Source organism: Mesorhizobium sp., from assembly GCF_004963255.1.
Taxonomy (GTDB): Bacteria; Pseudomonadota; Alphaproteobacteria; order Rhizobiales; family Rhizobiaceae; genus Mesorhizobium.
This window is the reverse complement of sequence record NZ_SUGA01000003.1, coordinates 299,220-312,339: the sequence shown is the minus strand read 5'-3', so window position 1 is coordinate 312,339 and position 13,120 is coordinate 299,220. Positions and strand designations below refer to the sequence as shown.

Below are 13,120 nucleotides of genomic sequence, written 5' to 3'. Positions count from 1 at the left end.
GACCTTATCGACTTTCAGGGCTGAAGAATTTAGGGATAAAGCCAAATGATCGCTAAAAGCATTCAATCATGAGACAGCCACTCCGCTGGCCCTGGCTGGATTTCGATGTCGACGACGTGGCCGCGCCGGCGATCGCAATTGGCGTCGATGTCACCGAGACCAAGGCCGAGGTGCGCGAGCATTGGCATCGCAAGGGGCAGCTCGTCTTCGCGCTCGGCGGCGCCGTCACCTGCAGGGTTCCCGGCGGGCTTTGGATGGTGCCGCCGCATTGCGGGGTCTGGGTGCCGAGCCGCATGGAGCACAGCAACATCGCGACGGCGAATGCGCGGATTTTCTTCGTCTATATCGAGCCGGGCGCCGCCGACCTGCCGGATAGTTGCTGCACGCTTTCAATCTCGCCGCTGCTGCGCGAGGTGATCATCGAACTGTCGGAGTGCGCGCCGGACGACGCGCGATGCGATTTCCTGGGAAAGGTCCTGCTCGCCGAATTGCCACGCATGCCCGTGCAGCAATTGCACCTGCCCATCACGACCGAGCCACGGCTGCGGCGGATCGCCGAAGCGCTGGCCGACGATCCCGCCGACCGCAGCACGCTGGCGGAATGGGCCAACCGGGTGGCGCTCAGCGAAAGCAGCCTGGCGCGCCTCGTCGTCAAGGAGACGGGCCTGAGCTTCGGCCGCTGGCGCCAGCAGCTGCACCTGATCGTGGCGCTCAGGGAACTGTCCGCCGGCGCCAGCGTGCAGCAGGTGTCGGGCGATCTCGGCTATGAGTCCGTCACCGCCTTCATCACCATGTTCAAGAAGGCGCTAGGCAAGCCGCCGGCGAAATATCTCAGCGATATCGCGCAGAATGGCGGTTCCGCTTTCGTTGCCTGACAGGTGTCAAGCGGGTTGCGGATCGACCCTCATGGCGGGCCCTGGCGCACCGGTGTTTTTGCCGGTCACCACCTCGACGATGCCGCGCGCGATCTCGCGCTCGCCCATGATCACGGTGTCGGCGCCGAGGCCTTTCAGATGCTCGACCTCGGCGTCGGAATGCGCGCGGGCGATGATATCGATCGCAGGATTGGCGGCGCGGGCTCGGAGCACGATCTGGCCGGACTCGAAGGCATTGGGGATGGCGAGGATCAGCCGCTTCGCGCCTTCCGGATTGGCGGCTGAGAAGACCTCCGCATTGGCGGCATTGCCGGCCACCGTCTCGATGCCGTCCTCACGCAGTTTGGCCAGCGTCTTGTCGGCATCCTCGATCACCAGGAAGGGCAGGGCGGCTTCCTTCAGCGCTACGCCGACGAGGCTGCCGACGCGGCCGTAACCGATCAGGATGGAATGGCCGGCAAGCGCGGTCTTGGGCGGCGGGCCGTCTTCCCTTCCCGGCGTTGCCTGGACCGAAGCAACCTGGCCGGGTTCGGTGGCCGGGCCGATCGGCCGTTGCTCTTCGACCGGCGCTGTCTTGCCGGCGCGCTTTTCTAGCCACGGCTTCATCCAGTCGACGACCAGGAACATCAGCGGATTAAGCAGGATCGAGAGGATCGCGCCAGCCAGGATCAGGTCGCGGCCCTGCTCGGGCAGCAGTTTCAGGCCGACGCCAAGCTCGGCCAGGATGAAGGAGAATTCGCCGATCTGGGCAAGGCTCGCCGAGATCATCAGCGCGGTGGCGATCGGATAGCGGAAGGCGATGACGATGACGAAGGCGGCGAGCGACTTGCCGACGACGATGATGGCCAAAGTGGCGAGGATCGGCAGGCCGTTGCTGATCAGGCTGAGCGGGTCGAACAGCATGCCGACCGAGACGAAGAACAGCACCGAGAAGGCATCGCGCAGCGGCAATGATTCTTCCGCCGCGCGATGACTGAGCTCGGACTCGCTCATGATCATGCCGGCGAAGAAAGCGCCGAGCGCCAGTGAGACGCCGAACAGCTTCGCCGCCCCGAAGGCGACGCCGAGCGCGATGGCCAGCACCGAAAGCCGGAACAATTCGCGCGAGCCGGTATGGGCGACGTAATGCAGGATCCAGGGAATGACCCGGCGCCCGACGACCAGCATGACGATGACGAAGGCGGCGACCTTGGCCAGCGTGATGCCGACCACGCCCCATATGCCGTAGCTGGCGGGCAGCGAGAGCAGGCTCGTATGATCATCGACCTGCGGCTGGCCGCCGAGCACGCCGGCTAGCGCCGGCAGCAGAACCAGCGCCAGCACCATGGCGAGGTCCTCGACGATCAGCCAGCCGACGGCGATGCGGCCGCGTTCGGTCTCGATCAGCCGCCGCTCCTGCAGCGCGCGCAAAAGCACCACGGTAGAGGCGACCGAGAGCGCCAGGCCGAAGACCAGGCCTGCGCCGAGCGGCCAGCCGAGCAGCCAGGCAAGCCCGACGCCAAGCAGGGTGGCGAAGCCGATCTGCACGATTGCGCCCGGTACGGCGATGGCGCGAACGGACAGAAGGTCCTTCAGCGAAAAATGCAGGCCGACGCCGAACATCAAAAGGATGACGCCGATTTCCGCGAGCTCGTTGGCAAGGCTGGCGTCGGCGACGAAGCCGGGCGTGTTCGGCCCGACAAGGACGCCGGCGACGAGGTAACCGACAAGCGGCGGAATGCGGAAACGGTTGGCTAAAGCCCCGAAGACGAAAGCCAGCCCCAGACCGGCGACGATGGTGGCGATAAGGGGCGTGTCATGCGGCATTGTCTTTTGCGCGCCTTTCGAAAATTCACGATTTCGGATGGGCGCCCGCCGAGGCCGTCGCCTTCGGCAATATGGTGGACGGAGCGGCGGTGATGCAACCATCGCCACGCAGAAATCGGCCCAGAAACAGGGTGCAAACCGGAAAATCGGCGACGCGCCGACAAAGAGGCCGCTTCGTGACGCGATCCAGCCTCGAAGCCGCTTTTCCTCCGCCGCTTTATGCCGCCTGCAGCAAGGTCTCGATCTCGGGAATCGTGTGGTTGGTGAGCGTCTTGGGAATTTCGGCCTGCACCTTCTCGCTGACTTCCTTGTGCAGTTTCTGGCGCATCTCGCCAAGCACCTGCGGCGGCGCGATCAGCACGACCGCGTCGAACGCGCCGCGATGCGCGAGCTTGTAAAGCCGGTCGGCGATCTCGACAGCGAAACGCTCCTTGCCGAGACGGTGCCAATCGGTTTCCTCGACAGCGCTGCGGGGGCCTTCGTTGCTCTGGCGGCCCGGCTTGTCCGTGCCTTGCTCGCGCGTCGCGGGGTTCTCCTGCTCCATCTCCTGCACCACCTCCAGGTTCGGGAACTTGTTGTCGCCCTGGTTGCGCAGGAAAAGCGCCTTTTCACCATCGGCCACGACGACCCACAATCCGTGCTTCAGCTTGATATTCATGGTGTTCCTCCTTTGCTTGCGGGTTGCCGACCGGTCGAGCCCAGGATCGACAGAATGGATTGCTAGCCAAACGAGCCGCGCAGCAGGATTGTTCCGAGCTGCCGGTGGCGCTCTCAACTGCTCCCGCCTGACGAGACTGGTCGTCCAGCGACAAGGTCGGCTTAATCTACTAAGTTAGTAGAATTTAGAAAAAACTGTTTTGGCGCATTCCAGAGCCGGTGCTAAAAACGGCGGCAGATCAAGGTGGTTTCTCACGCCGTTCTGGATCTCTCATTCTCAAAGTAGAATTTTTTTCTCTTGCTCTTCGCGGCTGCGAAAAAGCGATTGCCTGCCGTTCGGCGACGCGCGAGTGCTTGCCTTCTGGTTTTTGGCCAGCCCGCGTAAAACTGCCAGACTGTTTCACTATTGCTCGTCGCCATGTCGCCAGCCAACGCAAAGCTCAATGCCTTCCCGGTCTTCATGCGGATCGACGGCGAAGCCGTGGCCATCGTCGGCAATCGCGAGGAGGCGCTTGCCAAGGCCCGGCTGCTCGCCCAGTCGAGCGCGGCGCTGCGCATCATTGCCGACGACGCCGATCCCGACCTGCTCGCCTTCATCGCCGCGTCCGGCGCCGTTCACGTCGGTGCCGCCTATGAGGCCGCGCATCTCCAGGATGTCGCCCTGGTGTTCGCAGCCACTGGCGACAAGGCGCTCGACCGCCGCGTCGCCGAGGACGCGCGCCGGTTGGGCATTCCGGTCAATGCGGTAGACCAGCCGGACGTGTGCGATTTCTTCACTCCGGCGTTGGTCAACCGCGCGCCGGTTGCGATTGCCATCGGCACCGAGGGCGCCGGACCGGTTCTGGCGCAGATGCTGCGTGTCCGCATCGACCGCATGCTGCCGCCTTCGCTCGGCCGGCTGGCGGCGCTTGCCGCGTCGTTCCGCGCCGCCGCGGAGAAACTGCCGAAGGGCAACCGCCGCCGCCGCTTCTGGAGCGATTTCTTTGCCGGCGCACCGGCCAAGGCCATCGAAGCCGGTGACCATGCCCAGGCGCATGGCGCGGCGCTCGAACTCCTGAGCGCGGATGCGCCGGCCGGGGGCCACATCGCGCTGGTCGGCGCCGGTCCGGGCGCGGAGGACCTGTTGACGCTGCGCGCGCACCGCCTGCTGATGGAAGCCGATGCCATCGTCTATGATGCGCTGGTGCCGGAGGCGATCGTCGCCATGGGCCGACGCGATGCGGAGCGCCTGCCCGTCGGCAAGCGCAAGGGCTGCCATTCCAAGAGCCAGGAAGAAATCAACGCGCTGCTGATCGAACTCGGCCAAGCCGGCAAGCGCGTGGTGCGGCTGAAGTCAGGCGATCCGCTGGTGTTCGGCCGGGCCTGCGAGGAGATGGCGGCGCTGCGCGAGGCCGGCATCGCCTATGAGGTGGTTCCGGGCGTCACCGCCGCCTTCGCCGCCGCTGCCGATTTCGAGTTGCCGCTGACGCTGCGCGGTGTCTCGTCCTCGATGGTGTTCACCACCGGACACGACCTCAAGGGCAACTCGCTGCCCGATTGGGCCAAGCTCGCCATCTCGGGCGCGACCGTAGCCGTCTATATGGGCCGTTCGGTCGCTGCGGAAGTCGCCGGACGGCTGATCGAAGCCGGGCTGTCACCGGACACCGCCGTCGCCGTCGTCGAGAACGCCAGCCTCGGCACCCGCCGCCGTTTCCATGGCACGCTGGCCGACCTGCCCTCGCTGGAGGAGCGCGCCGACCTCACCGGTCCGGTCATGACGATCATCGGCGATGCGGTCGCCGGTGGCAATTTCGAACGATCCGAGCCGCTCGCGGCCCATAAGCATGAGGGCGCGGCTTCAGCCGTCGCCGAAGGAGTTCATCCATGAAGGTACTGACCGCGAACAGGCTCTCCGACGGCATCGCCGTCTGGTACGCCGACGGCGGCTGGGCGGAGACCGTCGGTCATGCCGATATCGCGCATGACAAGGCGGCGGAGGACCGGCTGGAAGCGATCGGCGCCGCGGCCGCCGCCAACAATGAGGTGGTCGATGTCAATCTGATCGACGTCGAAGTGGTCGATGGTCTGGTCGAGCCGGTGCGGCTGCGCGAAAAGATCCGCGCCGCGGGACCGACCATCCGCACCGATCTCGGCAAGCAGGCGGCCCCGGAAGCCATCGGGGCGTAGAATTTTAGAAAAGCAGCGGGCGGACGCGCCCGGAAAGACGAAGCATGTACCGTTACGACGAGTTCGACCAGGATTTTGTTCACGCCCGCGTCGCCGAGTTCAGCGACCAGGTGCAGCGCCGGCTTGCCGGCGAGATCACCGAGGACCAGTTCCGGCCGCTCAGGCTGATGAACGGCGTCTATCTGCAGCTGCACGCCTATATGCTGCGCATCGCCGTGCCCTATGGCACGCTGAACAGCAGGCAGTTGCGCATGCTCGGCCATATCGCGCGCAGATACGACAAGGGCTACGGTCACTTCACCACGCGCCAGAACATCCAGTTCAACTGGCCGGCGCTGTCGGACATTCCGGCGATCCTGGCTGATCTCGCCAGCGTCGAGATGCATGCGATCCAGACCAGCGGCAACTGCATCCGCAACGTCACCGCCGATCATTTCGCGGGCGCCGCCGCCGACGAGGTGGCCGATCCGCGCCCCTATGCGGAAATCCTGCGCCAATGGTCATCGGTGCATCCGGAATTCTCGTTCCTGCCGCGCAAGTTCAAGATCGCGGTCACGGGTGCGGAGCGCGATCGCGCCGCGATCCAGACGCATGACATCGGCTTGCACCTGAAGAAGAACGCGGCCGGCGAGCTTGGCTTCGCGGTCTATGTCGGCGGCGGCCAGGGCCGCACGCCGATGGTGGCCAAGAAGATCCGCGACTTCCTGCCGGAAGCCGATCTTCTGTCCTACTGCACGGCGATCCTGCGCGTTTACAACCTCTACGGCCGCCGCGACAACAAGTACAAGGCGCGCATCAAGATCCTGGTGCACGAGACCGGCGTCGAGGAGATCACCCGCCAGATCGAGGCGGAATGGCAGGAGCTGAAGGACGCCGAGCTGAAGCTGCCGGAGGCCGACATTCAGGCCATCAACGCCTATTTCGCACCGCCGGCGCTGACCGCCCGGCCTGAGGGCGACGATGCGGTGAAGCAGGCGCGGCTCGATTCCAAGAGCTTTTCGGAATGGCTCGACCAGAATGTCGTGACGCATCGCCATCCCGACTATGCGGCGGTCACGATCTCGCTCAAGGGCATCGGCGAGGTGCCCGGCGACGCCAGCGACAGCCAGATGGAAGCGGTGGCCGATATCGCCGAGAAATACGGCTTCGACGAGTTGCGGGTCAGCCATGAGCAGAACCTCATCCTGCCGCATGTGGCGCGCGCCGACCTGAAGAAGGTCTATGACGCGCTGGTGGAGATCGGTCTCGCGACCGCCAATTCCAACCTGATCAGCGACATCATCTCCTGCCCCGGCCTCGATTATTGCGCGCTGGCCACGGCGCGCTCGATCCCGATCGCGCAGGAAATCTCGCAGCGCTTCGCCTCGCTGGAGCGGCAGCGCGAGATCGGCGAATTGAAGCTGAAGATCTCCGGCTGCATCAATGCCTGCGGCCACCACCATGTCGGCCATATCGGCATTCTCGGCGTCGAGAAGAAAGGCTCCGAGCTCTACCAGGTGACGCTCGGCGGCTCGGCCGACGAGAACACCTCCGTGGGCGAGATCATCGGCCGCGGCTTCTCCTCCGAAGAGATCACCGATGCCATCGAGCAGATCGTCGACACCTATCTCGGCCTTCGGCTCAGTCCCGACGAACATTTTATCGACGCCTACCGCCGAGTCGGTCCCGCGCCGTTCAAGGAGGCGCTCTATGCTGGCGAAACCAAGGCCGCTTGACCGTATCGTCGACGTCGAGGCCGGCATCGCCGCCGAAGCGGCGGGGCTCGACGCGCTGCTCGGCCATCTGAAGCCGATCGAGATCATCGAGCGCGCGGCGCGCGAATCCTTCCGTGGCGAGGTCGCGGCGGTCTCGTCCTTCGGTGCGGATTCGGCGGTGCTGCTGCACATGATCTCGGAGATCGACCGCACGCTGCCGGTGATCTTCCTCGACACCGGCAAGCATTTCGAGGAGACGCTCGGCTATCGCGACGCGCTGGTCGCCGATTTCGGCCTGACGGATGTAAGGGTGATCAAGCCGGACGAGGCGGCGCTCGAACGCGTCGACCCGACCGGCCAGCTCAACGAGACCGACACGGACGCCTGCTGCAATGTGCGCAAGGTCGAGCCGCTGGCGCGCGGCGTCGAGCCGTTCCGCGCCTGGTTCACCGGACGCAAGCGCTTCCAGGCTTCGACGCGTGCGGCACTGCCCGTCTTCGAGGCGGTCGGCTCGCGCATTCGCATCAACCCCCTGGCGCATTGGACGACGTCGGATCAGGCCGACTATATGCGCGCGCATGCGCTGCGCGAAAATCCGCTGGTCGCCTATGGCTACCTCTCGATCGGCTGCTTCCCGTGCACACAGCCGGTGCAGCCCGGCGAGGACGCGCGCAGCGGCCGCTGGGCAGGCCACGCCAAGACCGAGTGCGGTATCCATCTCTCCGGACTGGAGAAGTCGCTGACCGACGCCTCTCTTTAGGGTACGCGATATTCAGGTGAGGCCGGCCTGCAAAGGCGACTTCCTGCGCTTCCGGTGCTCACGTACTTCAAGTACGCTCCGTTCCGGTTCTCGGAAGCCACCATTTTCGGCTCGGCCTGACCTGAATCTCGACATATCCTTCGAATCTTTGGGACTTTAGGATTTTTGATGACTGGATCGACGACGGCGGGGACCCGCCTCTGGACCCCGAACGGTTTTCGCGAGGACGAGTGGACGCATGCCGAAAGCGCCGAGGCGCTTGCCGGCAATGGCCGCTTCATCCTGCCGTTGCAGGCTTTTCTCGGGCTGGATGAAGAAATCCGCAAGTCAGCCAAGGAGCGCCTCGGTGTGCTGCTGCAGCCCGGCGATGAGCTCGACAAGATAACCGGCCTGCTGGATCAGCTGTCGCTGGTCGCGCTCGCCTTCCCGGCCTTCAATGACGGCCGCTCCTTTTCCAAGGGCGAGTTGCTGCGCGCCCGGCATCATTTCAAGGGCGCGGTGCGCGCCACCGGCCAGGTGCTGGTCGACCAGCTGCCGCATATGCTGCGGCTCGGCTTCGATGAGTTCGAGGTCTCCAATCCGGTGCTGTTGAAGCGGCTGGAGGAGGGGCGCACGGGCGGCCTGCCGGTCTATTACCAGCCGGCCGTGGAGCCGGAGCCCAAGGGTCCGAAATATTCCTGGCGGCGCAAGCGCGCTGGATCAGAATAACGTCTGGCTGACCGTCATCCTGATCCAGTCCTTTGTCGGAGCATGATCTTTCCGAACCCTCGGTTCGGGATCATGCTCTGGCTGACGCAGCGGCATCTTTACAAGGCGCTTCGGCAGGCATTCTCTCCAGACAACGGACGGAAAGATCCGCTGGGAGGGAACCATGCGCTACGACTATGTGATTGCCGGCGGCGGCTCCGCCGGCTCGACGCTTGCCGCGAGACTTTCCGAGGACCCATCGAAGACGGTCTGCCTGCTCGAGGCGGGAGGCGCCGGCAAGGATCTCTTGATCCGCGCCCCGGCCGGCATCATCGCGCTGCTGCCCGGACGGCCGAAGATCAACAACTGGGGCTTCCAGACAATACCGCAGGAAGGTCTCAACGGACGCAGGGGCTACCAGCCGCGTGGCAAGGCGTTGGGTGGCTCCAGCGCTATCAACGCCATGCTCTACACGCGCGGCAACCGCCGCGACTATGACGAATGGGCCGATCTTGGCTGCGACGGCTGGTCGTGGGATGAGGTGCTGCCCTATTTCCGGCGCGCCGAAGGCAACCAGCGCGGGGCTGACGCGCTGCATGGCGGCGACGGACCGCTGAGGGTCTGCGAGCAGCAGGAGCCGCGTGCGATCTCCAGGGCCTTCGTCGACGCCTGCGGCGAAAACCAGATCAGGCTGAACGACGATTTCAACGGGCCGGAGCAGGAAGGGGCCGGCCTCTATCAGGTGACGCAGTTCTGGGGCGAGCGCCGCAATGGCGAGCGCTGCTCGGCGGCGGCGGCCTATCTGCATCCGGCGATGAACCGGCCGAACCTCACGGTGATCACCGGCGCGCATGCGACGGGCGTGGTGCTCAACGGCAGGCGGGCCACTGGCGTGCACTACCGCCGCGGGAAGAGCGAGGCCGTGACGGAAGCCAGGCGCGAGGTCATTCTTTGCGGCGGGGCGTTCGGTTCGCCGCAGCTGCTCCTGCTCTCGGGCATCGGACCGGCGGTCGAGCTTGCGGCGCACGGCATTCCGCTTGTCCACGAATTGCCGGGCGTCGGTCGGAACCTGCAGGACCATCTCGATTTCATCCTCGCCTGGAAGTCCAGGCAGACGGATTTGATGGGCATCGGCCTCAGCGGCATGCCGGGCCTGATCCGGCACATGCTGCGCTGGCGCAAGGACGGAACCGGCATGATCGCCACCCCTTACGCCGAGGGCGGCGCTTTCCTCAAATCCGATCCGGCGATCGAGCGTCCCGACCTGCAATTGCATTTCTGCATCGCCATCGTCGACGACCATGGCCGCAAGCTGCATATGGGCTATGGGTTTTCCTGCCATGTCTGCGTGCTGCGGCCGCATTCGCGCGGCGAGGTGGGTCTGATGAGCCGGGATCCGCTGGCGGCGCCGCGCATCGATCCGCGCTTCCTCGAGGACGAGCGCGACGCCGAGCTTCTGCTCAAGGGCGTGCGGAAGATGCGCGCCATATTGGAGGCGCCGGCGCTGGCGAAATATCGCGCAAAGGAAATCTACACCGCCGGCGCTTCGAGCGATGCCGAGCTAATGGCGCATATCAGGGCGCGCGCCGACACGATCTACCACCCGGCCGGCACCTGCAAGATGGGCGTCGACGACATGGCCGTGGTCGACCCGCAGCTCAAGGTGCGCGGGCTGGAAGGGTTGCGCGTCGTCGATGCCTCGGTGATGCCGACCCTGATCGGCGGCAACACCAATGCGCCGACGATCATGATTGCCGAGAAGGCCGCGGATATGATCCGGGCTGCGGTCTGATCGTCTGTTCTTGGTCGGACCAACGTCTTCGGTTCTGTCGCGGCGATGTCGCCTGGCACGCCTGCCGATAGGATCGAATCCATCTGGTCAGACCAATTTGGCGATTTGCGCTTCCCCTTTTGCCGTCCTCATCTTAGGATGGCGTTATTATTTTGCACCCCGAAATAAATAGCCAGCTAAGGGAGGAACGGCATGGCCGGCAAGAAGATATTGATGCTCGTTGGCGAGTTCAGCGAGGAGTACGAGATTTTCGTCTTTGAACAGGCCATGCACGCGGTCGGTCACACCGTCCATGTCGTGTGCCCGGACAAGAAGGCGGGCGACGTGCTCAAGACCTCGTTGCACGACTTCGAAGGCCATCAGACCTATACCGAAAAACTCGGCCACGATTACATCCTCAATAAGACCTTCGCCGAGGTGAATCCGGCCGACTATGACGCGGTATACGCGGCCGGCGGGCGCGGACCGGAATATATCCGCATCGACAAGCGCGTGCAGGCGCTGGTCAGGCATTTCCATGAGACCGGCAAGCCGATCTTCACCATTTGCCACGGCGTGCAGATCCTGATCGCGGTCGACGGCGTGGTGCGCGGCAAGAAAGTGGCGGCGCTGCAGTATTGCGAGCCGGAAGTGACGCTTGCCGGCGGTTTCTATGTCGACGTCGCCCCGACCGGCGCGCATGTCGACGGCAATCTGGTGTCGGCGAAAGGCTGGCCGGGCCTTGCCGCTTTCATGCGGGAATGCCTGAAGGTGCTCGGCACGGAGATCAGCCACGGCGAAGCGCTGATGCGCGACGACCGAAAGGCGGCCTGAACTTTTCCCGGAGTTGCTCTAACCGCGGCGCGCGGCTATCGACGCCGCTCGCCGCCAGCTTTCCTGGCATCCGCGGCGTCCAGGCGGTCAAGCAGGTCGCTCAGCCGCCGAGGCACCTCTTTTTCCAAGCGAAATGCCGGCAAGGTGCGCAGAAAGCGCTTTGTCGCTTCGCTGCCTGCCTGCCGCCTGATATCGTTGGCCAATGCGGCGCGCCGGTTGCCGTTGTTGCCGTTCATCGTCCCAAAATCCTGTGTCGGCTTCGAAACTCCTCCAGCCCGTTTATGGTTCCCGCAACGGCATTCGAGGGCAAGCAAAGCCGCGTGATACGGTAAAATTTGAATTAATTTGGAATGATGGCTCGACATCCGCCGCGAGCGCTTACCCCTTGATTTTTGGCCTCCAAACCTCGATATCGGGCGCAAATCCAGACCAATCCGAATGACGGGAAACGGCGATGAGCGACCAGGCAAAAGACGAACGCACGCCCGAAGATATGGAAGCTACCCAGGCTTCCGGCGAGCGTGCGGAAGGTGGCGTCGACGGCGACTATGAAGCGCTCGTGCGGCTGCTGAAGGAAAACGAGGAACTGAAGGACCGCGCGTTGCGCGTCGCGGCCGAAATGGAGAATTTGCGGCGGCGCACCGCGCGCGACGTGCATGACGCGCGCACTTACGCGGTGGCCAATTTCGCGCGCGACATGCTGTCTGTATCGGACAATCTGCGCCGCGCGCTCGATGCCATTCCGGCCGAGGCCAAGGCCTCCGGCGATGCCGGCTTCAAGGCGCTTATCGAGGGTGTCGACCTCACCGAACGCGCCATGCTTTCGGCGCTGGAGCGCCACGGCGTGAAGAAACTCGCGCCCGAAGGCGAGAAGTTCGATCCGAACTTCCACCAGGCGATGTTCGAGGTGCCCAATCCGGAAGTCCCGGCCGGCACCGTCGTCCAGGTGGTGCAGCCCGGCTATTCGATCGGCGAGCGCGTGCTGCGGCCGGCGATGGTCGGTGTCGCCAAGGGTGGCCCGAAGGCAACCGCCGAGGCGAAGGTCGAGCCCGGTCCGGTGAACGAGCAGGCCGAGAAGGATGCTTAATTAGGGGAGTAAGGGAGTAGGGCAGTAAGGGAGTAGGGGAGCGAAACCGTACTTTCACGCGGTTCTATGCTATTCAATTTCCCCCTATTGCCCTACTCCCTTACTGCCCTACTCCCCTATGTCCTTGAATCCCATCGCCTTGCTCGACTATGCCGGCGTCGCCGTCTTCGCGGCGACGGGCGCGCTTGCCGCATCGCGCAAGCAGCTCGACATCATCGGCTTCCTGTTCCTGGCCAGCATCACCGGCATCGGCGGCGGGACGCTGCGCGACGTCATCCTCAACCTGCCCGTATTCTGGGTCGCCAACAGCGGCTATGTGCTGATCTGCGCGGTCGTCGCGGTGCTGGTCTTCTTCAGCGCCCACCGCTTCGAATCCCGCTACAAGCTGCTGCTCTGGCTCGATGCCATCGGGCTTGCCGCGTTCTCGGTGATGGGCGCGGCCAAAGGGCTGGCGATCACCGGTTCGCCTGTCGTGTCGGTCATCACGGGCGTGCTGACGGCGACCTCCGGCGGCATTTTGCGCGACCTGCTTGCCGGCGAGCCTTCGGTGCTGCTCAGGCCCGAAATCTATGTCACGGCCGCCCTGGCCGGCGCCGCGATCTTCACCCTTGGCGATCTTGCCGGCCTGCCGACGCTGGCGTCCAGCCTGCTCGGCTTCGCGGGCGCGTTCGTGGTGCGCGGCGGGGCGCTTAAATTCGGCTGGTCGTTTGCGGCCTATCGGAGTCGGCCGGGGCGAAGGCCGGAAGATATTCCGTAAAAGAGCGAGTAGCGAATAGCGAATAG

The 13,120-nt window shown here is 64.6% G+C and carries 13 protein-coding genes; 10 read left to right on the top strand and 3 right to left on the bottom strand.

What is annotated here, in order from left to right; genetic code table 11:
• Positions 1–68 precede the first annotated feature (68 nt).
• Positions 69–875 carry a helix-turn-helix transcriptional regulator gene (locus tag E5X34_RS06310; RefSeq protein ID WP_292562291.1) on the top strand — a complete coding sequence of 269 codons (807 nt, stop codon included), beginning with the start codon at positions 69–71 and terminating at the stop codon, positions 873–875.
• A gap of 6 nt (positions 876–881) precedes the next feature.
• On the opposite strand, the gene ybaL is transcribed toward E5X34_RS06310, so the two are convergent.
• Together ybaL and E5X34_RS06300 are read right to left on the bottom strand one after the other, a co-directional pair.
• Positions 882–2,681 (bottom strand): YbaL family putative K(+) efflux transporter, encoded by a 1,800-nt coding sequence (gene ybaL / locus E5X34_RS06305; RefSeq protein WP_292562289.1) that lies wholly within the window; start codon positions 2,679–2,681, stop codon positions 882–884.
• Between the two features lie 217 nt (positions 2,682–2,898).
• Complete coding sequence (locus tag E5X34_RS06300; protein ID WP_292231783.1) at positions 2,899–3,339, bottom strand: host attachment family protein; 441 nt, start codon at positions 3,337–3,339, stop codon at positions 2,899–2,901.
• Positions 3,340–3,756: 417 nt separating this feature from the next.
• Here E5X34_RS06300 and cysG point away from each other — a divergent pair, with 417 nt between their 5' ends.
• The 7 genes from cysG (at position 3,757) to E5X34_RS06265 (ending at position 11,250) form a co-directional block, all read left to right on the top strand.
• A complete protein-coding gene (gene cysG, locus E5X34_RS06295) occupies positions 3,757–5,205 on the top strand; it encodes a siroheme synthase CysG (protein WP_292562286.1) in 1,449 nt (482 codons plus the stop codon).
• Positions 5,202–5,504: a DUF2849 domain-containing protein gene (locus tag E5X34_RS06290; RefSeq protein WP_292562285.1), complete on the top strand. Its 303-nt coding sequence runs from the start codon at positions 5,202–5,204 to the stop codon at positions 5,502–5,504. Before cysG ends, E5X34_RS06290 begins: the two co-directional genes overlap by 4 nt.
• 44 nt (positions 5,505–5,548) lie before the next feature.
• Positions 5,549–7,219, top strand: coding sequence for a nitrite/sulfite reductase (locus E5X34_RS06285; RefSeq protein WP_292562284.1), 1,671 nt, complete (start codon positions 5,549–5,551; stop codon positions 7,217–7,219).
• Complete coding sequence (locus E5X34_RS06280) at positions 7,194–7,958, top strand: phosphoadenylyl-sulfate reductase (protein ID WP_042641022.1); 765 nt, start codon at positions 7,194–7,196, stop codon at positions 7,956–7,958. Before E5X34_RS06285 ends, E5X34_RS06280 begins: the two co-directional genes overlap by 26 nt.
• Before the next feature lie 168 nt (positions 7,959–8,126).
• Entirely contained in the window at positions 8,127–8,666 is a 540-nt protein-coding gene (locus E5X34_RS06275) for a DUF934 domain-containing protein (RefSeq protein ID WP_292562283.1), read from the top strand.
• A gap of 163 nt (positions 8,667–8,829) precedes the next feature.
• The gene (locus E5X34_RS06270; RefSeq protein WP_292562282.1) at positions 8,830–10,437 is read left to right on the top strand and encodes a GMC family oxidoreductase N-terminal domain-containing protein; all 1,608 of its coding nucleotides are present in this window, start codon (positions 8,830–8,832) and stop codon (positions 10,435–10,437) included.
• A gap of 192 nt (positions 10,438–10,629) precedes the next feature.
• Positions 10,630–11,250 (top strand): DJ-1/PfpI family protein, encoded by a 621-nt coding sequence (locus tag E5X34_RS06265; protein ID WP_292562281.1) that lies wholly within the window; start codon positions 10,630–10,632, stop codon positions 11,248–11,250.
• Positions 11,251–11,285: 35 nt separating this feature from the next.
• On the opposite strand, the gene E5X34_RS06260 is transcribed toward E5X34_RS06265, so the two are convergent.
• Positions 11,286–11,486, bottom strand: a complete 201-nt coding sequence (locus tag E5X34_RS06260) for a hypothetical protein (RefSeq protein ID WP_292562280.1) — start codon at positions 11,484–11,486, stop codon at positions 11,286–11,288.
• Positions 11,487–11,704: 218 nt separating this feature from the next.
• On the opposite strand from E5X34_RS06260, the gene grpE reads away from it, so the two are divergent.
• Both grpE and E5X34_RS06250 read left to right on the top strand, forming a co-directional pair.
• Positions 11,705–12,337 carry a nucleotide exchange factor GrpE gene (grpE, locus tag E5X34_RS06255; protein ID WP_042641032.1) on the top strand — a complete coding sequence of 211 codons (633 nt, stop codon included), beginning with the start codon at positions 11,705–11,707 and terminating at the stop codon, positions 12,335–12,337.
• A gap of 124 nt (positions 12,338–12,461) precedes the next feature.
• Positions 12,462–13,094 carry a trimeric intracellular cation channel family protein gene (locus E5X34_RS06250; protein WP_042641034.1) on the top strand — a complete coding sequence of 211 codons (633 nt, stop codon included), beginning with the start codon at positions 12,462–12,464 and terminating at the stop codon, positions 13,092–13,094.
• Positions 13,095–13,120 lie beyond the last annotated feature (26 nt).